19 protein-coding genes are annotated in these 22,148 nt (G+C 71.8%); 12 read left to right on the top strand and 7 right to left on the bottom strand.

Features of this window, described 5'->3' with window-relative positions; all coding sequences use genetic code 11:
• Positions 1–22 precede the first annotated feature (22 nt).
• Both OG959_RS02075 and OG959_RS02070 read right to left on the bottom strand, forming a co-directional pair.
• Complete coding sequence (locus tag OG959_RS02075) at positions 23–613, bottom strand: TetR/AcrR family transcriptional regulator (protein WP_148017226.1); 591 nt, start codon at positions 611–613, stop codon at positions 23–25.
• A 107-nt stretch (positions 614–720) separates the two neighbouring features.
• The gene (locus OG959_RS02070; RefSeq protein ID WP_326656239.1) at positions 721–1,929 is read right to left on the bottom strand and encodes a glutamate dehydrogenase; all 1,209 of its coding nucleotides are present in this window, start codon (positions 1,927–1,929) and stop codon (positions 721–723) included.
• 318 nt (positions 1,930–2,247) lie between these two features.
• Between OG959_RS02070 and OG959_RS02065 the strand changes: the two genes are divergently transcribed.
• From OG959_RS02065 to OG959_RS02020, 10 genes are all read left to right on the top strand, one after another.
• Positions 2,248–2,688, top strand: coding sequence for a PPOX class F420-dependent oxidoreductase (locus OG959_RS02065; protein WP_326656238.1), 441 nt, complete (start codon positions 2,248–2,250; stop codon positions 2,686–2,688).
• Between the two features lie 99 nt (positions 2,689–2,787).
• On the top strand, positions 2,788–4,050 hold the full coding sequence (locus OG959_RS02060) for an MBL fold metallo-hydrolase (protein ID WP_326656237.1): 1,263 nt from the start codon (positions 2,788–2,790) through the stop codon (positions 4,048–4,050).
• A 148-nt stretch (positions 4,051–4,198) separates the two neighbouring features.
• Positions 4,199–5,218 (top strand): ArsR/SmtB family transcription factor, encoded by a 1,020-nt coding sequence (locus tag OG959_RS02055; protein WP_326656236.1) that lies wholly within the window; start codon positions 4,199–4,201, stop codon positions 5,216–5,218.
• 190 nt (positions 5,219–5,408) lie between these two features.
• Entirely contained in the window at positions 5,409–6,122 is a 714-nt protein-coding gene (locus tag OG959_RS02050; RefSeq protein WP_326656235.1) for a C39 family peptidase, read from the top strand.
• Positions 6,119–7,114, top strand: coding sequence for an alpha/beta hydrolase (locus tag OG959_RS02045; protein WP_326656234.1), 996 nt, complete (start codon positions 6,119–6,121; stop codon positions 7,112–7,114). The genes OG959_RS02050 and OG959_RS02045 overlap by 4 nt, the downstream gene beginning before the upstream one ends.
• Positions 7,115–7,522: 408 nt before the next feature.
• Positions 7,523–9,502 carry a sensor histidine kinase gene (locus OG959_RS02040; RefSeq protein WP_326656233.1) on the top strand — a complete coding sequence of 660 codons (1,980 nt, stop codon included), beginning with the start codon at positions 7,523–7,525 and terminating at the stop codon, positions 9,500–9,502.
• 7 nt (positions 9,503–9,509) lie between these two features.
• Positions 9,510–9,944, top strand: coding sequence for a roadblock/LC7 domain-containing protein (locus tag OG959_RS02035; RefSeq protein WP_148017000.1), 435 nt, complete (start codon positions 9,510–9,512; stop codon positions 9,942–9,944).
• 2 nt (positions 9,945–9,946) lie between these two features.
• Complete coding sequence (locus tag OG959_RS02030) at positions 9,947–10,318, top strand: DUF742 domain-containing protein (RefSeq protein ID WP_148017001.1); 372 nt, start codon at positions 9,947–9,949, stop codon at positions 10,316–10,318.
• 235 nt (positions 10,319–10,553) lie between these two features.
• Positions 10,554–11,123 carry a GTP-binding protein gene (locus OG959_RS02025; RefSeq protein ID WP_326666162.1) on the top strand — a complete coding sequence of 190 codons (570 nt, stop codon included), beginning with the start codon at positions 10,554–10,556 and terminating at the stop codon, positions 11,121–11,123.
• Positions 11,120–11,710, top strand: a complete 591-nt coding sequence (locus tag OG959_RS02020) for a GAF domain-containing protein (protein WP_326656232.1) — start codon at positions 11,120–11,122, stop codon at positions 11,708–11,710. The genes OG959_RS02025 and OG959_RS02020 overlap by 4 nt, the downstream gene beginning before the upstream one ends.
• A gap of 19 nt (positions 11,711–11,729) precedes the next feature.
• Here the strand turns inward: OG959_RS02020 and OG959_RS02015 are convergent, their stop codons facing one another.
• The 5 genes from OG959_RS02015 to OG959_RS01995 form a co-directional block, all read right to left on the bottom strand.
• Positions 11,730–13,673 carry a DUF2264 domain-containing protein gene (locus OG959_RS02015; RefSeq protein WP_326656231.1) on the bottom strand — a complete coding sequence of 648 codons (1,944 nt, stop codon included), beginning with the start codon at positions 13,671–13,673 and terminating at the stop codon, positions 11,730–11,732.
• A 32-nt stretch (positions 13,674–13,705) separates the two neighbouring features.
• Positions 13,706–16,105, bottom strand: coding sequence for a polysaccharide lyase 8 family protein (locus OG959_RS02010; RefSeq protein ID WP_326656230.1), 2,400 nt, complete (start codon positions 16,103–16,105; stop codon positions 13,706–13,708).
• A 23-nt stretch (positions 16,106–16,128) separates the two neighbouring features.
• The gene (locus OG959_RS02005) at positions 16,129–17,487 is read right to left on the bottom strand and encodes a M60 family metallopeptidase (protein ID WP_326656229.1); all 1,359 of its coding nucleotides are present in this window, start codon (positions 17,485–17,487) and stop codon (positions 16,129–16,131) included.
• Positions 17,488–17,646: 159 nt separating this feature from the next.
• Positions 17,647–18,741, bottom strand: coding sequence for a LacI family DNA-binding transcriptional regulator (locus tag OG959_RS02000; protein WP_326666160.1), 1,095 nt, complete (start codon positions 18,739–18,741; stop codon positions 17,647–17,649).
• A 62-nt stretch (positions 18,742–18,803) separates the two neighbouring features.
• Positions 18,804–19,793 (bottom strand): hydroxyacid dehydrogenase, encoded by a 990-nt coding sequence (locus OG959_RS01995; protein WP_326666158.1) that lies wholly within the window; start codon positions 19,791–19,793, stop codon positions 18,804–18,806.
• 339 nt (positions 19,794–20,132) lie between these two features.
• Here OG959_RS01995 and OG959_RS01990 point away from each other — a divergent pair, with 339 nt between their 5' ends.
• Positions 20,133–21,155: an ABC transporter permease gene (locus OG959_RS01990; protein WP_326656228.1), complete on the top strand. Its 1,023-nt coding sequence runs from the start codon at positions 20,133–20,135 to the stop codon at positions 21,153–21,155.
• A gap of 82 nt (positions 21,156–21,237) precedes the next feature.
• A complete protein-coding gene (locus tag OG959_RS01985) occupies positions 21,238–22,098 on the top strand; it encodes a carbohydrate ABC transporter permease (RefSeq protein WP_219570091.1) in 861 nt (286 codons plus the stop codon).
• The last annotated feature ends 50 nt before the right edge of the window (positions 22,099–22,148 follow it).

Raw genomic sequence — 22,148 nt, 5'->3', positions numbered from 1 at the left:
GTGAGCCGCCGTCGAGCGGCCGTCATCCCGCCAGGGTCGCGTGGTCGATACCCAGTTCGCGGGCGAGCGCCTCTTCGGTCCACTCCAGCATCGTGGCCCGGGACAGTGGACCCGCGTACGAGGTCATCTGCACCGCCAGGCCGTCCAGCAGCGCGGTCAGCCGCCAGGCCACGGACATCGGGTCGTCGCACTGGAACTCGCCCGCGGCCGCGCCCTCTTCGATGACCTCGGCCAGCTCCGCCTTCCACTGCTGGTCGAGATCGCCCGCGACATTGCGCAGCGCCGGGTCGCGGAGGGAGGCGGCCCAGCCCTCGATCCACAGCCGCCAGCCCTTGGCCTGGCCCGTCGGCGCGTACCAGCGTACGGCGGCGCGCAGTCTGCGGACCGCGGTGGTGCGCCGGCTCAGGAGCTTGCGCAGATGGGCGAGATCGGCTTCGGCGGCGTGCGCGAAGGCGGCGGCGACCAGCTTCTCCTTGGTGGAGAAGTGGTAGAGCACAAGGGCGTTGCTCACCCCGAGTACGGACGCCACATCGGCGATCCGTACGGCCGCGACACCCCGTACCTCGATCTGCTCGACGGCAGCGCGCAGCAACTCCTCGCGCCGCTCCGCCACACCCAACCGCACTCTTGCCACGGCGTCACCCTAACCAATGCCCGTTCCGGGTAGGCCGGGGCGGGGCGGGAGACGGGGTCCAGCCGTCCGCCACCACCGCCCCGGGGTCAGCGGAACCAGCCGAAACGGTCGGCCATCACCGGCAGCCGGTCGGCGACGACGGCGTGCGCCGCCGCACGCGGAGTGCAGCCGTCCGCCGCGGCGCGGGCCAGCACGAGTTCGATGAGGGCGCGCATGGAGTGCCGGATGTGGGCGAAGGCCTCGTCCGCGTCGGCGCCGATGTCACCGAACAGGGTCCACCACCACCAGGCGTTGGTACCGGAGTTGACGACCACATCGGGAAGCACCGTGATCCCGCGCGCGGTGAGCAGCGCCTCCGCTTCCGGTAGGACCGGCATATTGGCCGCTTCGACGACCCAGCGGGCCGAGATCCGGGCCTGGTTCGTCAGGTCCACGGCATAGGAGACTGCGGCGGGTACGAGCACGTCCACGTCCTGGTCCAGCCAGGCGTCGGCGGGCAGTTCCAGGTCGGTACCGCGCAGCGCGCCGCGGTCCACGGTGCCGTGGGCGTCCCGGGCGGCCAGGAGTGCCTCGACGTCGAGACCCGCCGGATTCGCGATCGTCCCCTTGACGTCAGCGACAGCGACCACCCGCAGGCCGGCCCGGGACAGGAACCGGGCGGTCGCGCCGCCCATGGTGCCGAGTCCCTGGATGGAGACCCGGGCTTCGCTGTGCGCGACCCCCGCCCCGTCCAGTGCGGCGAGCGCGGACTCGGCGACTCCGCAGCCTCCGGCCAGCTCGTCCAGGCCGATGCCGTCCACCTCGACGGCGAAGGCGTCCGCCAGCCGCCGGCGCGCCCCGGCCTCGTCGTCGAGCAGCGGATAGACCGCCTGGACGGTGGAGACGAGCCCGGCCTCCGTGGCGGCCCGGTCGACCAGGTCCTGGGTGAGCCCGAGGTCCTCGCCGGTCGTCCAGACGCTCTCCACGTACGGACGCACCGCCCGCAGGTATCGCACCAGGATGCCGTACGCCGCCGGATCGCGGGGGTCGCAGTCGATGCCGCCCTTCGCGCCGCCGAGCGGTATGTAGCGGGCCCCGGTCCGGTCCGCGTCGAAGTGGAGCGCTTCCTTCATGGTCATGCCGCGGGCCAGCCCGGCCACCTCGTCCAGGGTGCAGCCCGCCCGCATGCGCAGCCCGCCGCTCGACACCCCGCGCACCAGCCGGTCGACCACGAGGTGACCTCGGCGGCCCGTGACGTGGTCCGTCCAGGTCAGTGAGATCAACGGGGCGGGCGGGGACACCGGTGGTGTCGTCATCGGGGGCTCTCCTCGGTCACGGCGGTCGGGACGGGGCCGGGTGGGGCCCGGGATTCCGGGGGAGCCGACCCGCCGCCCCGAGGCCGGCCGACGTTCTTTTACTGAATCGCCAGTCAGTATTGGGAGCCGGGAGCGCACTGTCAATGCGGCCTGCGCCGGACGGCGGGCCGGTGGCCGGAGTCCGCCGGCGGGGCAGGCGCCGAGCGCGGTTCCGGCGCGGGTGCGGGCCACGCCCGGCGGTGGCTGGATCCGGACGTATGCGGAACGAGCCACCACCGGATGCGGAATCCTGCGGGCGGACCGGACGTTGGATTCGGCATGACGGGATTCGATGCACGGCAGCAGGAACTGCTACGACTGGTCGCCGAGGAGGACGGCGGTGTGCTGGTGACGCTCAGGCGGGACGGCAGACCGCAGCTTTCCAATGTCAGCCACTTCTACTACCCCGACGAGCGCATCGTCCGCGTCTCGGTCACCGAGGGCCGGGCGAAGACCCGGAACCTGGCACGGGACCCGCGGGCCAGCTACCACGTGACCAGCCGGGACCGCTGGGCCTGGACGGTCGTGGACGGCACGGCCGAGCTGAGCCCGGTGGCCGCCGATCCCGACGACGCCACCGTGGAGGAACTGATCACGCTCTACCGCGACGTCCAGGGCGAGCACCCTGACTGGGACGACTACCGCAAGGCCATGGTCAGGGACCGGCGGATCGTCCTGAGGCTCCGCGTCGAGCATGTGTACGGGCAGCAGCGTGGCTGAACGGGTACATCCGGAGCGCCATCCCGTTGGGTGCTCCGCTCTCGCACAGTCGTCCCCCCTGTCCATAATGAGACGATACCGACTCCCTCAGGAGACCTTGTGACCGGCGCTGACTCCAAGCTTCCGCTCCGCACCAGACTGCGTGCGCTGCGCCCCGCAGCCTTCGGGGCCGACCCGGACGGCGCACGCATGGAGCGCATCCGTCGTTCCCCCAACTTCGCCGACGGGACCTTCCAGAACCCGGTGGGGGCGAGGATCAGGCCCTCCGGGTCGGCCCTGGAGTTCGCGAAGGTCTACTTCCGCAAGGAGGAGCGGGTCCTGCGGGCGCCGACCGGGACCGTCCCCGTGCACGCCACGACCCTCGCCGACCTCGCCGAGCCGCCCGCCTCCGGTCTGCGGCTCACCTGGATGGGGCATTCCAGTGTGCTCGCCGAGATCGACGGACGGCGCGTGCTCTTCGACCCGGTCTGGGGCGACCGCTGCTCACCCTTCGACTTCGCCGGGCCCAAGCGGGTGCACCCCGCGCCGGTGCCGCTCGGCACCCTCGGCCCGGTCGACGTGGTGGTCATCTCGCACGACCACTACGACCACCTCGACCTGCCGACGATCCGCTCCCTCGCGGACACCGCCACCACGGTCTTCGCGGTACCGCTCGGTGTCGGTGCGCACCTGGAGCGCTGGGGCGTGCCCCCGGACCGGATCCACGAGCTCGACTGGAACGAGTCCACGACCGTCGCCGGAATCAGCCTCACCGCGACACCCGCCCGGCACTTCTGTGGCCGGGGCCTGCGCAACCAGCAGCACACCCTCTGGGCGTCCTGGGTCGTAGCGGGGCCCGAACACCGGATCTACCACAGTGGTGACACGGGCTATTTCCCCGGGTTCAGGGAGATCGGCGCCGAGCACGGCCCCTTCGACGCGACCATGATCCAGATCGGTGCGTACAGCCAGTACTGGCCGAAGGACCGGACGGACAGCAGGCCCGAACCCGGCGCCTGGCCGGACATCCACATGAGCCCCGACGAGGGGGTCCGGGCCCACCTCGACCTGCAGGGCGACGACCCGTCGGCGGGCGTCATGCTGCCGATCCACTGGGGTACGTTCAACCTCGCCCTTCACCCCTGGGCCGAACCCGCCGAATGGTCCATGCGCGCCACGCAGTTCGCCGGAGTGACGATGGCGGGCCCGCGACCGGGCCAGCCCTTCGAACCCGCCGATACGCCGGCCGTCGAGCCTTGGTGGCGCGGTGTGGCCGCCGAACCGGCACCGGGATGGGGCAACTGGCCCCCGGTGCACGTGCAGCTTCCCGGCGGAGCCAAGGCCGCAGCCACCCCCGACCTCGACCGGGCCCCCCAGGCGTGAGCCGGGCGGCACCGGCCGCCCCGCTGACCACGTCCCTTCCGGGGGCGACGCAACGGGGCGGCCGGTGCCCTGATGCCCGTACAGGGTGGACGGTGGCCGAACGGCGGTACGCTGCGCGCGGAGGAGCTCACATCCCGGGGGAGCGGCCATGCTGCGGGTGCACTTCACGTCCGAGGATCTGGCGAGGGTCAGAGTCGCCCCCGGCCCGGACTTCCTCTGGGAGATCAGCAACAGCGTCCAGACCCTTCAACGGCGCGACGGCGAAAGGGTGTTCGGTGCCTGGCGCCGTTGGATGCGGCCACGGCTCTCCGACACCCCACGGCTGCTCTCCTCGCTCCTGCCCCCACGCGGCTACTCACCCGATTTCCTCACCCCCACGACCGGCGACCGAGCCACGCTGCAGGCAGCCCTCGACACCTTGATGAGCACCCCGCGGCCACGGCTGCGGACCGACCTGACCCATCTGGCAGCCTCCTTCCAACTGCCGAGCTGGGTGGGGTCGTTGGCCGGAGGGGACAGCGACACGCTCCGGCGGCTCGGCGGAGCGCTGGGCACGTACCAGCGTGAGGCCCTCGCCCCGTACTGGCAGCGCGTCCACGCCCACATCGACGCCGACCGCGCCGTCCGGCTGCACAGCCTGCTCGACGGAGGGACCGAGGGCCTGCTGAACGGGCTCGGGCCGCAGTTCCGCTGGCGCCCGCCCGTCCTGGAGGTGGCGTATCCCGTCGATCAGCAACTGCGCCTGTGCGGACGGGGTCTCGTACTCCAGCCGTCGTTCTTCTGCTGGCCGACGCCGATCACGCTGGCCGACGGGGATCTGCCGCCCGTTCTCGTCTACCCCATTCACCACGCCGCGGACTGGGCCGTACCCGCCGCCCCCGCCTCCGGGTCCCGTTCCGATGGCGCCGGGCCCCTGGGACCGCTCCTCGGGCACACCCGTGCGGGCATCCTGCGCGCCACGCGCACCGGCTGCTCCACCGTCGAGGCCGCTCGCCTCCTGGCCGTGACGCACCCCGCAGTGAGCCAGCACCTGAACGTACTGCGGGCGGCGGGGCTGGTCGCCACCGTACGCAAGGCCGGCCGCTCCTTCCATATCGCGACGGCGGAGGGCAGGGCCCTGCTGGCCGCCGAGGACCGGGCCGGCGACACGCCGGAGCGCGGAGCGTGACGTCCGGAGCCTGAGTGCCTGAGGGGGACTGTCATGACGGGCAATCAAGTACCGGCGTAAGCCAGGACTTTCACCGCTTGCGCCGTTCGCGCGGCTACGGCGACGCTGATTCCCGCTGTCCCGCACAGCTGGGCGCTTCCCGAATGCGTTTCTGCCCGCAAGGCGACCCCCACCCCCCTCAGGAGCCTTCATGCGCAAGAGACTTGTGTCCACAGCGATCGCCGCCGCCGCCGCCGGAGCCCTCCTCCAGCCCGCACTGGCCCAGGCATCCCCCGTACCGCACCCCGCGTCCGTGTCCGTGCTCGCCCACGGCTCGAAGGCCGGAACGGCCGTCGTCAGCGGGCAGAACAAGCCCGGCACCCGGCTGGAGGTCGCCGCAGGCCGTACGCAGAGCGCCCACTGGCTGCAGATCGACTACCAGGTCCAGGAGACCGGCTACTGGTGCGGTCCGGCGGCCACCCGGATCGCGCTCTCCGCCCGGATGGCACCGCCCAGCCAGGGAGACCTGGCCTGGCAGCTCGGCACCACCCAGAACGGCACCGATCACATCGGCCAGGTCACGAACGTGCTCAACTCGAACCTCGGCGGAGGCTGGTACGAGACCAAGGAGATGCCGAACGACCCGCCCACCCAGGCCCAGCGGGACCTCCTCTGGTACGACATCGTCTTCGACATCGACCGCAACTACCCCCTGGTGGCCAACATCGTGGCCCCGCCCGGCAATCAGCCGCCCGGCTACCCGTCGGACCAGACGATCTACCACTACTTCACCGTATTCGGCTACGACGAGGTGGACCGCACCGTTCTCATCGCCGACCCCGCGTCCTTCAGCGGCAACCAGATCTACTGGATCTCCTTCGATCAGCTCGCGACGCTGATCCCGCCGAAGGGCTACTCGGCATGAGCGCGCACGAGCACCGTCCCACGCGCCGAAGTCTCATCAGGGCCGCCGGCGGCCTCTCCGCGGCCATGGCGCTGGGCGCCGGGAGCGTCCTCGCCACGGCAACGGCCGCCAGTGCCGCGGGCGACGGCTTCGGGCTGCGCATCGTGGACCGCAACGAGGGCGATCCCCGTATGCGGTACTACCGCTTCGCGACCGACGCGATCGGCTGGGACCCGGCGGTCAACGTCCTGCTCCCCGACGGCTACCACACCGACGGCCGCCGCTACCCGGTGCTCTACCTGCTGCACGGGGGTGGCACGGACCAGGACTTCATCACGTTCGACCGCGCGGGCATCCGGGCGTGGACCGCGGGCAGGCCGGTCATCGTCGTGATGCCCGACGGCGGACACGCGGGCTGGTACTCCAACCCGGTCGGCTCCAACGCCGGGCCCCGGAACTGGGAGACCTTCCACATCGCCCAGCTGCTGCCCTGGATCGACGCCAACTTCCGTACGTACGCCGAGTACGACGGCCGCGCCGTGGCCGGGTTCTCGATGGGCGGGTTCGGTGCGCTGAAGTACGCGGCCAAGTACTACGGCCACTTCGCCTCGGTGAGCGCCCACTCCGGCCCCGCCAGTCTGCGCCGTGACGCGGGCCTGGTCGGTCACTGGGCCAACGCCTCCTCGGCAGCGGTGGAACTGGCCGGCGGCACGGTCTACGGCGTTCCGCTGTGGGACGAGGCACGGGTCAGCGCCGACAATCCGGTCGAGCGGATCGAGAGCTACCGGAACAAGCGGGTCTTCCTGGTCGCGGGCACCAGCCCCGACCCGGTCAACTGGTTCGACCAGGTCAACGAGAACCAGGTGCTGGCCGGCCAGCGGGAGTTCCGCGCCCTCCTCGGCGCCGCGGGCATCCCGCACGAGTGGCACGAGGAGCCCGGCGGGCACGTCTTCCGCGACTACATGTTCCAGCGCGACCTCGACGGCATCATCGCCAGACTCCGGAAGGCGTAGCGACCCGCGTATTCCACCTGGCGTAGCGCCCTCCCGTACTCCGTACGGCACAGCGCCCTCGCACGACCGGCAAGCCCCCTCGGCACGATCGAGGGGGCTTGCCGCGTCCGTGAGCGGCACCGCGTTCCTGGGCCGCGCTACCGCCGATCGGGTGCCGGTCCACCGGGAATCCGCCTGCCGAAATCGGTCGCTCGTGCGAGAGGTCATACCAGAGCGGGACGGATGGCGGGCAAGTTCCACAACTGCCCGTCGCACCCTCGTACCGGGCGACTACCGTGTGTGCCCGGTGATCAACGGTGGGCTCATATTCTCCTGAGCCTGCCCGGCCGATGACCCGAGAATGACCGACCACCGTAGGTGCCACCACATGAACGCCGATGCCTGGGGCCCCACGTACCGAGGACGCTGATGTCTCAACTTCGCGCACCCGACGCGCGACCGGAACGACGAGAGGGCGGGCGGCACGGCCGACCGGGTCCCCGTTCCCACTCGGCCGCGGCCAGGCCGCGCGCTGCCCGGCCGTCTCCCGAGGCGCGTATACGCCCCCAACTCCTGCGCACCGCAGTGCTGCCGGCCGTCGCCGTCGCACTGGCGGGCACCGCGGCCGTGATCTTCACCGCCCGCTCCGGTGGCGTCCGCCCGTCCAGGGAGCTCTGGATGGCGCTCGGCGCCGCGGGCGCGCTGGCGGCCGCCGCGATGGTGGCCGCCTTCCTGGCCGCCAACCGGGTCGCCACCACGGTCCTCGGCCGCTGCCTGGCCCTGCGCCGGGCCAGCGTCCAGGGCCAGGCCGATCTGCAACGGGCGGTGGAACAGCTCCGCAACGGCGAACCCGTGCCCGCGCGGCGCACCCCCCAGCCCGTCGCCCCCGGCAGCGACCCCTTCGAACTGCTCGCGCAGGAGCTCGGACGCCAGCAGGACGGAGCCGTGGCCGCCGTCGTCCAGGCCTCCCGGCTGTCCCGGCTGTCCGAACACACCGGTGAGGACCAGAAGGTCGAGGTCTTCGTCAATCTCGCCCGCCGTCTGCAGTCGCTCGTGCACCGCGAGATCCAGCTGCTGGACGAGCTGGAGCACCAGGTCGAGGACCCCGATCTGCTCAAGGGGCTCTTCCACGTCGACCACCTGGCCACGCGCATCCGCCGGCACGCCGAGAACCTCGCCGTCCTCGGGGGCGCGGTCTCCCGGCGGCAGTGGAGCAACCCGGTCACCATGACGGAGGTGCTGCGCTCGGCGATCGCCGAGGTCGAGCAGTACCCGCGCGTCAAACTCGTCCCCCCGATCGACGGCACGCTCCGCGGGCACGCCGTGGCCGACGTGATCCACCTGCTGGCCGAACTCGTGGAGAACGCCACGGTGTTCTCCGCCCCGCAGACCCAGGTCCTGCTCCGCGCCCAGCGCGTCACCGCAGGCCTCGCCCTGGAGGTGGAGGACCGGGGCCTCGGCATGCCGGGCGACGAGCAGAAGCGGATGAACGCCCTTCTGGCCGACCCCGACCAGGTCAACGTGGCCCGCCTGCTCCAGGACGGCCGGATCGGCCTGTTCGTGGTGGCGTCGCTGGCCCGCAGACACGGCATCGCCGTACGGCTCCAGAGCAATATCTACGGTGGCACCCAGGCCGTGCTGGTCCTCCCGCAGAACCTGCTCGGCGCCGACGAGGACGCGCAGGCCGACGCTTCCGGCGCACCCGTTCCGCCCCTCGGACCCGTGCACCGCCCCCCGCCCACGGACGACTCCACGGGACGCCTCGGCCCCGCCCCCGAACGGGCCACCGTCCCCGAGCCGGAGCGGCGGCCCTACGTCCCGCAGCAGCAGAAACTGCGCATGCACCAGGCACCGCAGCAGACGCCGCGTCAGGGCGAGGGCCCCCCACTGCCGCTGCGGGCCGAGCGCCTCGACCGGCCCGCCCCGGCCGACGCGCCCTCCGGTATCCGCGCCTCGGACGAGGCGGTCCCCGCCCTGCCGCAGGAGACCGGAGTCGTGCGCGGCACGATGGGCCGGCCCCAACTCCCCAGGCGGGCCAACCAGGAACACCTGGTGCCGCAGCTCAGGGAGGCCCCCGCACCGCCGCGTGCCGAGGAGGAGCCCATCCTGCACGACCCGGGACTGGTGGCGGCCTTCCGACGCGGGATCGACCTCGCCGAGGCGCGGCAGGAGTCCGAGGCGGATCCCGCACCGGGCACCGACGCAGGGCCGGGGGCGTCCGCCGGCACCGGAGCGGACGCCGGCGGGCCCGGGGACCCGAGGACCGGCCGGGAAGCCCCCGCACCGGTCAGGGCCCCGCTGGAGCCGCTCCCGGTCCGTGGCGCCGTCCCGGTGGAGCTGCTCGGGGCCGGCTCGTACCCCAGCGATCAAGACCCACTCGAAGCGCACGTGAACACCATCAAGGAGTAGATGCACCATGGCGACCGATATGCCGTCCGGTCAGGTCTCGGACCTCGACTGGCTGCTGAGCGGGCTGGTACAGCGCGTGCCGTACACGCGCAGCGCGGTCCTGCTGTCCGCCGACGGGCTGGTGAAATCCCTCCACGGCATGGACGCCGACAGCGCCGACCACATGGCCGCGCTGGCCGCCGGCCTGTACTCGCTCGGCCGCAGTGCCGGGGCCCGTTTCGGGGACAACGGAGAGGTCCGTCAGGTGGTGGTGGAGCTCGACTCGACGCTCCTCTTCGTCGCCACCGCCGGCTCCGGCACCTGTCTGGCCGTGCTCGCCGGGCGGAACGCCGACGCCGCCGTGCTCGGTTACGAGATGACGATGCTGGTCAAGAGCGTCCGGCCCTATCTGATGACGCCGACGAGACAAGCGGCCGGGGTGCCGGGCGCCTCGGGACTATGACCATGCCGGCCACGCAGGACGGGCCGTTGCTCGACGATGCGGCAGGCCGCCTCATCCGCCCCTACACCGTGAGCAACGGCCGCACCCGTCCCACGACCGTGCTCGACCTGCTCTCCCTGGTGATGGCCACCGGGACCGTTCCGCAGACGCACCTGGGTCCCGAGCACTCCGTGGCGCTCGGGCTGTGCGGCGGTCCCACCTCGGTGGCCGAGATCGCCGCGCATCTGCGGCTGCCCGCCGTCGTCACCAAGGTCCTGCTCTCGGACCTGGTCGACTGCGGCGCGGTCACCGCGCACCCGCCCGCCTTCCATGACATGCCCACCGACCGATCCCTGCTGGAGGCAGTGCTCGATGGCTTACGACGACAGCTCTGACGGCTTCGACGGCTCCGCCCCGCACGCGGGGACCGCGAGCCCCGGACACGTCGGCTACGCGGATGCCCCGGGCGGCCGGTACGCGGCCCCGCCCGGCCACACCGGGTACGGGAACGGAACCGGCCCATCCCGGTACGACAACGGATCCGGCCCAGCCGGGTACGAGGACGGCACCCGCACGTCCGGCTACGAGGACGCCCCAGGCAGCCCGGAGAACTTCCCCGTCGCGCTCAAGGTGCTGGTGGCCGGAGGTTTCGGCGTCGGCAAGACGACGTTCGTCGGCGCGGTCAGCGAGATCGCGCCCCTGAGCACGGAGGAGCTGCTGACCCAGGTCAGCGCGGCGACGGACAGCCTCGAAGGCATCGAGTCCAAGACCTCCACCACCGTGGCGATGGACTTCGGCCGCATCACGCTGGACGAGCAGCATGTGCTCTATCTGTTCGGCACACCGGGTCAGGAGCGCTTCTGGTTCATGTGGGACGAGCTCTCCCAGGGGGCGCTCGGAGCGGTCGTGATCGCCGACACCCGCCGACTGGAGGAGTGCTTCGCCGCCGTCGACTTCTTCGAACGGCGCGGGATCGGCTTCATCGTCGCGGTCAACGAGTTCGACGGCGCGTTCCGTTACGGCCCCGACGAGGTGCGGGCGGCCCTCGACCTCGCGCCCGCCGTCCCGGTCGTCCTCTGCGACGCCCGCATCGCGAGTTCGGGCACCGGCGCGCTGGTCACCCTGGTCCAGCACCTCATCAACGCCACCGCCGAACCCGCCCCGCTGACCGGCCACGGAAGCTACGGAGTCCATCCGTGACGACCCCGCACGGCCTCGGACGGCTGCTGCTGACGCCCGTCGACAGCGACACCGACGTCCGGACCCGGCGGCTGCGGAGCCTCGGCCTGGGGGAGCGGCCCGACGCCTCGTTCGACAACTTCGACGCCTTCGCCGACCGGGTGGCCGAAGTGACCGAGGTGCCCTACTCGATGGTCAACTTCATCGACGGCAACCGCCAGTTCTTCGCCGGACTGCACACCCCGGCGGGTACCTGGAAGGGCTCCGACCTGGGGGCCGCGGCGGCGGGCAGCGGCCGCCGGGCGCGCTATGTGGCCCTCGATCACGGCTTCTGCCCGCATGTCGTCGTCCGGCGCAAGGCACTGGTCCTGGAGGATGTGTGCGACTACCCGCGGTTCGCCGGGAATCCGGTCGTCGACGACATAGGCATCCGCTCCTATCTGGGGGCGCCGCTCATCGACCGCACCGGCATCGCCCTGGGCGCCGTCTGCGCCGTCGACATCGTGCCCCGCCCGTGGGGACGGGCGGGGCTCGACACGATCAAGTCCCTGGCGCAGGAGCTCGTCGGGCACATCCACCAGCGGGAGGAGAACATCCTCGGCACCTGAGCCCGCACCGGACCTGCCGTCAGGCCTCCACCGTGCGGCCGTCCAGGAAGGTGAGCACCACCGAGTCACCGTCCACCCGCACCCGCACGGCCGTGCGCAACGCCTCGGGATGGATGCTGTCGCGGGACAGCACGACGAGCGAGACATGCACGCTGCGGCCGCCCGCATGCGGTGCGCTGCGCAGATACGGCACCGCCGAGTGCGGGCCGTACGCGTTGGACTCGACGTCACGGGCCACGGCGGCGCCGTCCACACCCCCGTCCCATCCGTACAGCGCGACCAGCGCGCTGCTCAGCCCGTCGGCCGTGCGCGCGAGCGCCCAGTCCGGCGCCGACGAGGCGAACGGACTCTGCGTGTGCGCGACCGCGTGGCCGCCCTCGCGGACCACCGCGCCCTCGGGAGCCTCGACCCTGTGCACGCGGATCTCCCAGGGGCCGTGCAGCACACTCGTCGTCTCGATCCGGTAGGCGCGCTCGTCACCGGGCAGCCGCGCCGCCGACCAGGAGGAGGCGACGCGGTCCTCGCAGCGCAGCGGATGGATCCGGCGGCGCCGGGACGGAGTGCCGTCCGGGGCGAGGAGCGCCAGATGGCCGTCGACATCGCGGACCAGGGCGTGCGGCGCGGACTCGGGGGCCGTCGCTGTGGAGTAGGCGAACTTCGCGTAGTGCGGATCGTCCTCACCCGCCCCCAGGTCCGGGTCCGCGCCGGCTTCGATGTCCGCGGAGTGCGGTGCGGGCGGGTTGTGGTCGCTGCCGTGGTTGACGAGGCGGACGATGCCGTCGTGCCGGGTGCCGTGCAGCAGCCAGCCGGGGGCGGGCAGCGCGGTGTACGTGTCGGACTCCTCGACGGGCAAAGGGAGTTCCCGCGCGGTCCACACCTCGTGGTCGGGGGGCAGCAGCAGGCCCAGGAATCCCTTGCTCGCCCAGTAGGGGGAAGCGGGCCCGGAGTAGGGCTGGGTGGACGGCAGGAAGGTGTCGTACCAGCCGAGCGTCAGCAGGCCCCGTTCGTCCGGCACCCCGCGCTCGGCGAAATGCCGCAGGGTGCCGGAGGCGAGGCGGCGGGTCAGGCCTGGGGCGAGCGGTGTGCAGTCGGCCAGCGCGCCCATCCACACGGGTCCGAGCGCGGCGAACCGGTAGGAGAGGGAGCGGCCCTGGTGGACCGGGGCGCCGTCGGCCCCGAAGAAGTGCGGGTAGTCCTCCAGGAACCGGTGCAGGCGCTGCCGGTGGACGGCGCTCCGGCCGCCGTCGCCGCCGGGGCCGGCGATCCGGGCCCACAGCAGCGGATACAGATGCATCGCCCAGCCGATGTAGTAGTCGAAGTTGCGGCCGTCCCCGTCCGTGTACCAGCCGTCACCCACGTACCAGTCCTCGATCCTGTCCAGCCCCTCCTCGATGTCCGAGGCGCTGTACGGGGCTCCCACCGATGCGAGGAACTGCTCGGACACCACCTGGAAGAGCCGCCAGTTGTTGTCCCAGGTGCGGCCGCCGACGAACCCGGAGAACCAGTCGACGACCCGCTCCTGGACCCTCGCGTCCAGCCGGTCCCAGATCCACGGCCGCGTCTCGTGCAGCGCGACCGCGATCGAGGCCGCCTCCACCATCTGCTGCGAACAGTCCGTCAGCCGCGGCCACGCCTCCCCGCTCGCGGCGTCCGTGCCCGCCGCGAGACCGGCCGCGTACCGCTCGGTCAGGGCGGGGTCGACCGCCCCGCCCGCGCCCGCGCCCGCGATCCGGCAGGCGGCGAGCAGGAACGACCGGGCGAACCCCTCCAGTCCGTCGGACACGACCCCGGACCAGCTGCCGCGGCCCGGAAGCCGGTACTGGGCGAACCCCGGGGTCGCGTACGGCGTCAGCGCGTCCAGCATCCGGTCGGCGGTCGCCTCCCAGTGCGCCCGGGTCCAGCCGGTACGTGACGACAGGACCCGGTCGGTAGGCGGCAGATGCAGGTGCGGGGCGACGGACATGGTGGTGCAGCTCCCAGGAATCGGTGAGGTGGTTACCGGACGAGTTCGGCGCGGTGGGTGTGGCCCCGGGAAGCGCCGACGGCGACGGTGAGGACCGTCCGGGCCCCCGGGGTGACGGTCACGGTGTCGTCGGACGAGGCCACCGACCGGACACGGAACGGGAGTTCGACCGAGACCACGGTCCCGGTCCGGCCCGGGTCGGCTACCGCGACGGACACCTGCGCACCCCGTCGCCGGACGAGGAGCGTCAGCGGACCGGACGCGGTGATCCCGGCCGCCGAACCGGCGCCCCAGAAGTGCACCGCAGTCAGCCCGGACCTGCGGTCCTCCACGGCCTGCGCGGTGGTGTCGTTCGCCACGATCCGCACCGGTCGCGAGCGTGACCACACCGCGGTGGCCGCCGCCGAGGCGCCGGGCAGCAGCACATAGGCGTAGCCCGCGTCGGTGGGGGAGACCCCGTGGTCCAGCCACAGCGTGGCGTAGCGGCGCGTCACGGAGTCGGTACTTCCCCCGGTGTCCGCACCGGTGTTGATCGCCCGCCAGGTGCCGGTGCGCACTTCGCGCAGGACGTTGAGAGCGGTCGCGCCCGGGAAGACGTAGCCGCCGGTGCCGTCGAGATGCGCCCAGCCCGCCCGGGAGACAGCGGCGCTCGCGCCCGGTTCCACCCCGTCCACCAGCAGCCTGCCGCGGCCACCCGCGCCGAGGTTGCGGTTCTCCACGACCGTCTCCACCGTCCGGCCGTCGCTCGCCGTGATGCCGGCTCCGAGAGCGACCACCGCGTTGTCGATGAGGAACCACGACTTCCTGGCTCGCAGGGTGCTGCCCTCGGCGCCCACCACCTCCATCGCGGCGGCCGTGTGCCGGCCGTCCAGCACCGCACCGCCCGCGACGGCGTTCGCCGGCCGGTAGGTGGAGGTCCCGCCGCCCGTGCCGAGATCGGCGCGCTCGCGGGTGTCGACCGTGGTGCCGGGGAGACGGTACGGGTCGACGGTCGGCCAGAAGCCGTCGTTGAACTGCCCGAGGCCGTCACCGTCGTACAGGTACGTCATGCCGTCGCCGGTGTACCAGCCGTGGAGGTTCTCGCCGTTGCCCGCCTCGTACGCGGAGATCCGCCTGGAGGAGAGCGACAGGGTGAACGCCCAGCCGGGGCGGCGGTGCACCACCCGGTCCATGTCGGCGAAGACGAAGCTGCCCGTCGTACGCGCCCCGGCCAGGACCGCCGGATCGTCCAGTACGGCTTTGGCCAGGGCGAGTTGGGGGAGTGTCGCCAGGGTGGCGAAGGGGGTGGTCCGGTTGCGGGTCAGCCAGCCCTTGGCCAGCGCCCGCCACCGGTCCGCCCGGTCCGCCGGGGCACCCGATGCCAGGAGCAGGATCGCCGCGACGGCGGTCGCACCGTCCCGGTGGTCGCCGGCACGCTCCCGGGAGACGGCGCGTCCGCGCACCGCGTCCATCATCAGCCCGTCGAAGATCACCGGTGCGAAGCTGCGCTCCACGGCGTCGTACATCACCGAGACCTTCGGGTCGGTGACCGCCCACGGAGAGCCGGCGAGGAGGGACAGCAGATAGGCGGCCCCGCCGAGCAGTACGGTGCCGTACGAGCCGGTGTAGGCGACCACGTCGTGCTGGACGAAGGAGCCGTCCTCGTAGAACCCGTCGCCCGAACTCGTGTATCGGAAAAGGCTGTTGCGTCCGGCGTCACGTACGTCGGAGAGCGCGTCGCGGGCGGATGCCACCTTGTCGGTGTTCTTGCCGAGCAGCCCGCGCAGCGCGACGATCACGGCCTTGTCGGTGCGGTTGGCGCCCGTCTCGGACAGGGTGGGGGAGTTGGTGCGGCGGTCGGCGTCAGGGCAGAAGCGGTCGACCACCGCCAGATAGTCCGCGAGGTCGGCGTCCGGCAGCCGCCCGCGCAACAGGACGCAGGTGTCCATCAGCGCGCGCGGCGCGCCGATCTCCCAGAACCACCAGTTGCCGCTCTCCCGGGCGGCCGGATGGTAGGCGGTGTCGTAGGTGAACCGCAGCGCGGACAGCAGAGCGTCCGCCGTCTCCGCGCTGCCGGTCAGCGAGGTGCCGGGAGTGGCCCACGCGGTCGCGAGCGTGCGCAGCCGGGTGTAGCTCTGCCCGAAGTTCCCCGGCTCTGTGACGGGTGCGAGATCGCTCCACAGCGCGGTGCGGGCCGCGGTGCGGTCCAGGGTGCCCCAGAGCCCCTTCGCCGTGCTGTCCAGGGCCGCGACCGCGGCGGCGAAGCCGGGATCCGACGGATCGAACCCGCCTCCGGTCAACAGGGTTTCGGCGCGGTCCAGCAGACCGTCGACATCCTCGTCGGCGCTCCGCGTCGCGCGTTCCGGCGCCGCGGCCCGTGCCGGGCCCGCGGCCAGGACTCCGGACACGGTGGCGCCGCCCGCCGCCAGAAGGGTCCTTCTGCTCCACTGCATGGTCACTCCTTCGCCGTGCCTGGTCAGTCGGTGAGGGTGCTCGGGTCGACGGGCGGCTGCGGCAGGCCGAGTGCAGCCAGTTCGGCCTTGCCGACGGCGTCGATGGGGAACGCCCAGGTGTTCACGAAGAAGTCGGTGAGGTCGTATCCCGCGACGCGGCTGGAGTACGTGGCCAGCGCGCGGTACCGCTTGTCGTTCTCCGTGTAGTCCGACTGCGGGTTCTCCTCGCGCACCAGCTTGTGCAGCCGGGGCCAGAAGCCGTCCCCGAACGCGAGCTCCAGCTGGCGCAGCGGCACGAGCTTCTCGTACGCGCCGAAGGACTTCTCGTACGTCAGCCCGTCCGTGCCGAACTTCGCCCGGGAGGTCTGGAAGGCGGTGAGGCCGGTCGCCGGGTCGACGGTGAGCAGGTTGGACGGTTGGCCGAGTGTGCGCTGGGCGGCCAGCGAGTAGATGTTCACCGTGACCTCGGTGAGGCCGCCCGGCTTGTATGCCATCTGCTGGTGCAGGTGGCCGAGTTCGTGGTAGAGCCCCCAGCCGCGCGTGCGCAGCCCCTCCACCGTGGTTGCCCGGTCGAGATAGGCCCTCGGGAAGCCGTTGTAGCCGTGCGTGGCGTAGGCCCCGACGCCCGTGGGCACCTTGCTGACCTCGGTGAAGTGGTACGGGCCCGCCTTGCGCCGGTGCACCGTCTTCGAGCCGTCCAGCCCGCTGATCCGGGCGTGCGAGTCGATGATGGTCTCGACCAGCAGGAGCAGCGCGGCATGGTCCTCGCCGCGGTACAGCAGTGCGCCCTCGCGGGTCAGCGTCATGATGGTGTTCGGCCCGTGGAGCTCCACCCAGGGCGAGGCGGTCAGGGTGTCGAGCTGGTGCTGGTAGGCGGCCTCCGTGGTGCTGCCCAGGGTGAAGACCGGCATGGGGACGGTGCCGGAGCGGAACAGCACGCCGGCCCGTTCGCCCTGTCCGGTGAGCGTCAGATAGACCGGGCCGCCGTGGGGGTCGGTCACGGTGTTGGCGCCCGGGGTGAGCGGGTAGCTTCGCGGCTCGGTGACGTCGCCGTAGTAGTCCCAGGCGCCGATCCGGAGCGTGGGCACCAGGTCGTCGTACGGCTGGACCGTGAGCGAGAGCGGGGCACCGGCGGGGGCGTACAGCCCGGTGGCCTGGAACTCGGAGCCGCGCAGGGCCTGTGCCAGGCGCAGCCGCTCGGCCTCGGCGGCCGGACGGGCGGTCACCGTCAGCGAGACCGGGCGGACGGCGGGGCGAAGGGGCGCGGCCTGCGCGGAGACGGCACCGGCGCCTAGTGCGGCGACCGCCCCCGCACCTGCGGCCAGAACGGCGCGGCGGCCGACCGAGGGGGAAACCGGGCTGGAGGAGCTGAACTTACGCATGCGGAACTCTCCCTGCAGAAACGAATGAGGGGCGGAAGCGTGCGGACCGGGGGTGGGGCGTGTCGTCAGCATGTAAGCGGTTGCTGTGGAGCCGCAAGGGGAGTCGCGAAGTTACTGTGATTTTCTATGGCCGACTGCGGACAGGCGGGTAGTAACCGGTCACATACGGCCGGACCTGCCGGCCCGGGGCGCGACGGAATCGCGTACCACGATGTGCGTGCCGAGCCGCAGGGCACCCGTGGTGGGCTCCCGCCAGTCGTCCTCGTCGCCGCCCGAGACGGCGAGCCGCACGGCCTGACGGCCCATCTCCTCCAGCGGTACGTGGACGGTGGTCAGCCGGGGGCGCAGTTCCTGGGCGACGGGGATGTCGTCGTACCCCACCAGGGAGATGTCCTTGGGCACTCGCAGGCCCGCCTCCTCCAGCGCCTGGGCGGCACCTGCGGCGACCACGTCGTTGGCTGCGAAGACCGCGGTGAAGTCCGGGCCGTCCCGCAGCAGTTCGGCCATCCGCCGATAGCCGAAGTTGCGGCTGAAGGCGCCGGGCTGGGCCAGCTCGGGATCGATGGCGATGCCGCGGAGTTCCAGGGCGCGCCGGTGGCCGGCCAGCCGGTCACGGGTGGTGGAGAGCTTGGGCGGTCCGCCGAGGTAGAGGATCCGCTCGTGGCCCTGCATCAGCAGATGGTCGGTGATGGCGAAGGCGCCGCCCTCGTTGTCGTACTCGACCGCCGCGGTGGGTGCGCTCTCGCCCAGGGGAGGCCGTCCGCACAGCACCAGTTTGGAGCCGCCCGCGTCCAGCTCACGGGCCCGGCGGGCCAGTTCGGAGGTGTAGCCGCGGTCGGCGATCGACCCGCCGACCACCACCACCGCGTCCGCCCTGCGCTCGTGCATGAGGTCGATGAAGGCCAGCTCGCGCTGGGGGTCGCCCTGGGTGCAGCAGACCAGGCAGAGCCGCCCGCCGAGCGCCGCCTCGCGCTCCACGCCGCGGGCGATGTAGGCGTAGAAGGGGTCGATGACCTCGTTGACGATGATGCCGACGGTGCGGTTGGAGACGCCTGCCAGGGCGCGGGCGTGCGCGTTGACCACGTAGCCGAGCTCGCGCATGGCCGACTCGACCCGTTCCCGGGTGGCTTCCGCGACGGGGTAGTTGCGGTTCAGGACGCGCGAGACGGTGGCCGTCGAGACGCCTGCGCGCCGTGCGACGTCGGTGACCGTGGCCCGCCGCTGTCCGTCCGCGGCCGTGCTCTGCCGGCGCATCCGGCTCACCCCCTGGTGGCTGTTGTGTGACGCCGAGCCTAGAGCCTGGCGGGGAACGGTGTTCATGCGATCCTCCCCAGGTCGGCCCGGTGCACCGGATGGGCGAAGGGCTCACCCCGCGCGTACCGGGTCAGCTCGTCGACGGCGAGTGCCCCCAGCCGGCCGACCTCGTTGCCCTGGGCGCCCGCGAGATGCGGGGTCAGGAAGACGTTGGGCAGGTCCCACAGGGGATGACCGGCGGGCAGGGGCTCGGGTGCGGTGACGTCCAGGACCGCGTCGAGCCGCCCGCTGACCAGATGGCCGGTCAGCGCCTCGGTGTCCACCAGGGAGCCGCGTGCGGTGTTGACGAGCAGGGTGCCCGGCCGCATCAGGCCGATCCGGCGCGCGTCGATGAGGCCCCGCGTCTCGGGGGTGTCCGGGGCGTGGACACTCACCACGTCGCTGGTGGCCACCAGGGTGTCCAGGTCCGTGCGGGTCACGCCGAGGTGCTCGGCCTCGGCCGCGCCCACGTACGGGTCGTACAGCAGTACCTCCGCGTCCAGGACCACCCGCAGCAGCTCGATCACCCGGCGCCCGATCCGGGACGCGCCCACGATCCCGACGGTCAGGCCGTGCGTTCCGAGCCAGTGCTGCCGGTCCAGGTCGGCGCCGGTGCGGTGGGTGCGGCGGGCGCGGTAGAGCCCGGCCAGCGGGAACACCCGCTTCGCGCCCATGATGATCGCCGCCAGGGTGTACTCCGCCACCGGGACCGCGTTGGCCGCCGCGGCCGAGGAGACGGTGATCCCGCGGTCGAAGGCGGCCGGTGACAGAAACGTTTTCACCGTGCCGGCCGCATGGATCACCGCCCGCAGCCGTGGTGTCCGCTCCAGCAGGCCGGCGTCCACCGGCGGGCATCCCCAGCCGGTGAGCAGCACTTCCGCGGAGGCCAGTGCCCGCACGGCGTCGGGAGAGTCGAACTCGCTGATCAGGGACGGGTCGAGGAGGTCCGCCGTCTCCTCCAGACGAGCCCGGACAGGGGGTGGGAAGACGTCGTCCAGCAGCCCGGGGCTCATGACCAGGACCGTGCGCGGGCGCCTCTCGGGCGGGGCCGCAGCCTCGGTGCCGGAACGAGCCGGCGCCTCTTCGGTGGTTCGCACCCTGCCTCCGGACAGTAATCGCGTTCTATGGAATGACCGGCACGCTAAGGAGCGTGATGGGTGACCGTCAAGCTCATCAGCCACCGAACTGCCCTGTTTGTGAGGGTATTCAGGCCTTCGGGGGGCGGATTTCCTTGCGGAGAGCATCGTGAAACAAAGACGTTTGCCTGGATCTCTTGACGCTTGGGTTAACCGCTTACTAACTTGCGGCCGCAGAAGGCTCACCACGCGCCACCCAGCCGAACAGGACGCACCATGGCTGACACAGCACCCCCGCTGCCGCGGGAAAAGCGGCGAAAGTGGCGGAAGCAGGTCGAAGAACCCGCCCCGCCGGCCGACCGGGCTCACGCCGCCCCACGCCGGCTGACGCTCGGGCAGCGGATCAAGCGCGACCGGGTGATGCTGCTGCTCACCCTGCCCGGCCTGCTCTACTTTGTCGTCTTCCACTACGTCCCGCTCCTCGGGTACGTGGTGGCGTTCCAGGACTACCAGCCGTACCTCGGATACATGCACAGCGTCTGGGTGGGCTTCGCCAACTTCTCCGCGGCGTTCGCCGAACCGGCCTTCTGGAGCGCGACGTTCAACACGCTGGAGATCGCCCTCGTCCAGCTGGTGTTCTTCTTCCCGGTGCCCATCGCGCTGGCCCTGCTGCTCAACAGCATCGCCAGCGACCGCATCAGGCGCTTCGTGCAGAGCGTCGTCTATCTCCCGCACTTCATCGGCTGGGTCATCATCGTCTCGATCTTCCAGCAGATCCTGGGCGGCGCCGGCGTGCTGCCGGACGTTCTCGGCGGCATGGGCCTGCCGCGCTACGACATGATGAGCGACCCCGACGCCTTCCCCTGGCTGCTGACCCTCCAGGTGGCCTGGAAGGACGCCGGCTGGGGCACCATCATCATCCTCGCCGCACTGCTCAACATCGACCGTCAGCAGTACGAGGCCGCCGCCATCGACGGCGCCGGACCCCGGCGCCGCCTGTGGCACGTGACGCTGCCCGGCATCGCCCCCGTACTCATCCTGCTGCTGATCCTCAACCTCGGGCAGATCCTCTCCGTCGGCTTCGAGCAGATCCTGCTCCAGCGGGACGCGGTCGGCCCGGACGCCGGGGAAGTCCTCGACACGTACGTCTACTACCACGGCATCAAGGACAACGACTGGGGCGTCGCCGCCGCCGTCGGACTCGTCAAGGCGGTCATCGGTACCGCACTCGTGCTGGGCGCGAACAAGTTCGCCCACCGGCTCGGCCACGAAGGGGTGTACCGCGGTGCTGACCGCTGAGAAGACGCGCGACAGGACCCGGAGCACCACACCGGCACCCCGCCCCGCCCCCGTACGCAAGTCCGACGGCCGGCCGCCGTGGATGGAGCGCCCGACCCGGATGGGCACGACCGCCAAGGCGGTCGCCGTCGTGGTGGTCGTCCTGGCCGTCGCCTACCCGCTGATCGGCGTCATCGGCACGAGCTTCGCCTCACAGACCGACATCATCAAGAGCTCCGGCCTCGTCCTGTGGCCGGACCACCCCACCCTGGACGCCTACCGCACGATCTTCACCGGCGGCGTCGTCACCCGGGCGCTGTTCGTCTCCGTGGGCATCACCGTGTTCGGCACCCTCGCCAGTCTGCTCGTCACCGTCGGCATGGCGTACGGGCTCTCCCGCCGCGAGGTCACCGGGTCCCGCTTCATCCTGATGACCGCCCTGTTCACCATGCTGTTCAACGCCGGCATCATCCCCAACTTCCTGCTGGTCAAGGGACTCGGCCTGTACGACACCTACGCGGCGCTCGTCATGCCCACCCTGGTCAGCGCCTTCAACCTGGTCGTCCTGCGGTCCTTCTTCATGAACCTGCCGGAGGAGCTGTACGACGCGGCGAAGGTCGACGGCGCCGGTGACTTCCGCATCCTGGTACGGATCGTCCTGCCGCTGTCCAAGGCCGTCCTCGCCGTGATCAGCCTCTTCTACGCGGTGACGTACTGGAACGCCTTCTTCAACTCGCTCCTGTACCTCAACGACACCGACAAATGGCCGCTGCCGATGGTCCTGCGCACCTACGTCCTCCAGGGCCAGAGCCTGAACGCCGCGTCGGCCGGCGAGGTGCTCGCCCCGCAGCAGGCCGTCCAGATGGCGGTCCTCGTGATCGCCGTCGTCCCGATCCTCTGTGTCTACCCGTTCCTCCAGCGCTACTTCACCAAGGGCGTGCTCACAGGCGCCGTCAAGGGCTGAGCGCAGCCACCTCCCCGCACTTCTTCCTTCCGCTCTCCCCCTTCCAAGGA

It is taken from the genome of Streptomyces sp. NBC_00385, from assembly GCF_035917155.1.
Classification (GTDB): Bacteria; Actinomycetota; Actinomycetes; order Streptomycetales; family Streptomycetaceae; genus Streptomyces; species Streptomyces poriferorum.
This window is presented reverse-complemented; position numbering and strand designations above follow the sequence as displayed.

What these genes read in the sequence shown, in the direction of transcription:
- OG959_RS02070 (WP_326656239.1), bottom strand. Translation starts at nt 1,929, where the DNA reads ATGACGACACCACCGGTGTCCCCGCCCGCCCCGTTGATCTCACTGACC.
- OG959_RS02065 (WP_326656238.1), top strand. Translation starts at nt 2,248, where the DNA reads ATGACGGGATTCGATGCACGGCAGCAGGAACTGCTACGACTGGTCGCC.
- OG959_RS02055 (WP_326656236.1), top strand. Translation starts at nt 4,199, where the DNA reads ATGCTGCGGGTGCACTTCACGTCCGAGGATCTGGCGAGGGTCAGAGTC.
- OG959_RS02050 (WP_326656235.1), top strand. Translation starts at nt 5,409, where the DNA reads ATGCGCAAGAGACTTGTGTCCACAGCGATCGCCGCCGCCGCCGCCGGA.
- OG959_RS02045 (WP_326656234.1), top strand. Translation starts at nt 6,119, where the DNA reads ATGAGCGCGCACGAGCACCGTCCCACGCGCCGAAGTCTCATCAGGGCC.
- OG959_RS02040 (WP_326656233.1), top strand. Translation starts at nt 7,523, where the DNA reads ATGTCTCAACTTCGCGCACCCGACGCGCGACCGGAACGACGAGAGGGC.
- OG959_RS02035 (WP_148017000.1), top strand. Translation starts at nt 9,510, where the DNA reads ATGGCGACCGATATGCCGTCCGGTCAGGTCTCGGACCTCGACTGGCTG.
- OG959_RS02030 (WP_148017001.1), top strand. Translation starts at nt 9,947, where the DNA reads ATGCCGGCCACGCAGGACGGGCCGTTGCTCGACGATGCGGCAGGCCGC.
- OG959_RS02015 (WP_326656231.1), bottom strand. Translation starts at nt 13,673, where the DNA reads ATGTCCGTCGCCCCGCACCTGCATCTGCCGCCTACCGACCGGGTCCTG.
- OG959_RS02010 (WP_326656230.1), bottom strand. Translation starts at nt 16,105, where the DNA reads ATGCAGTGGAGCAGAAGGACCCTTCTGGCGGCGGGCGGCGCCACCGTG.
- OG959_RS02005 (WP_326656229.1), bottom strand. Translation starts at nt 17,487, where the DNA reads ATGCGTAAGTTCAGCTCCTCCAGCCCGGTTTCCCCCTCGGTCGGCCGC.
- OG959_RS02000 (WP_326666160.1), bottom strand. Translation starts at nt 18,741, where the DNA reads ATGCGCCGGCAGAGCACGGCCGCGGACGGACAGCGGCGGGCCACGGTC.
- OG959_RS01995 (WP_326666158.1), bottom strand. Translation starts at nt 19,793, where the DNA reads ATGAGCCCCGGGCTGCTGGACGACGTCTTCCCACCCCCTGTCCGGGCT.
- OG959_RS01990 (WP_326656228.1), top strand. Translation starts at nt 20,133, where the DNA reads ATGGCTGACACAGCACCCCCGCTGCCGCGGGAAAAGCGGCGAAAGTGG.
- OG959_RS01985 (WP_219570091.1), top strand. Translation starts at nt 21,238, where the DNA reads ATGGAGCGCCCGACCCGGATGGGCACGACCGCCAAGGCGGTCGCCGTC.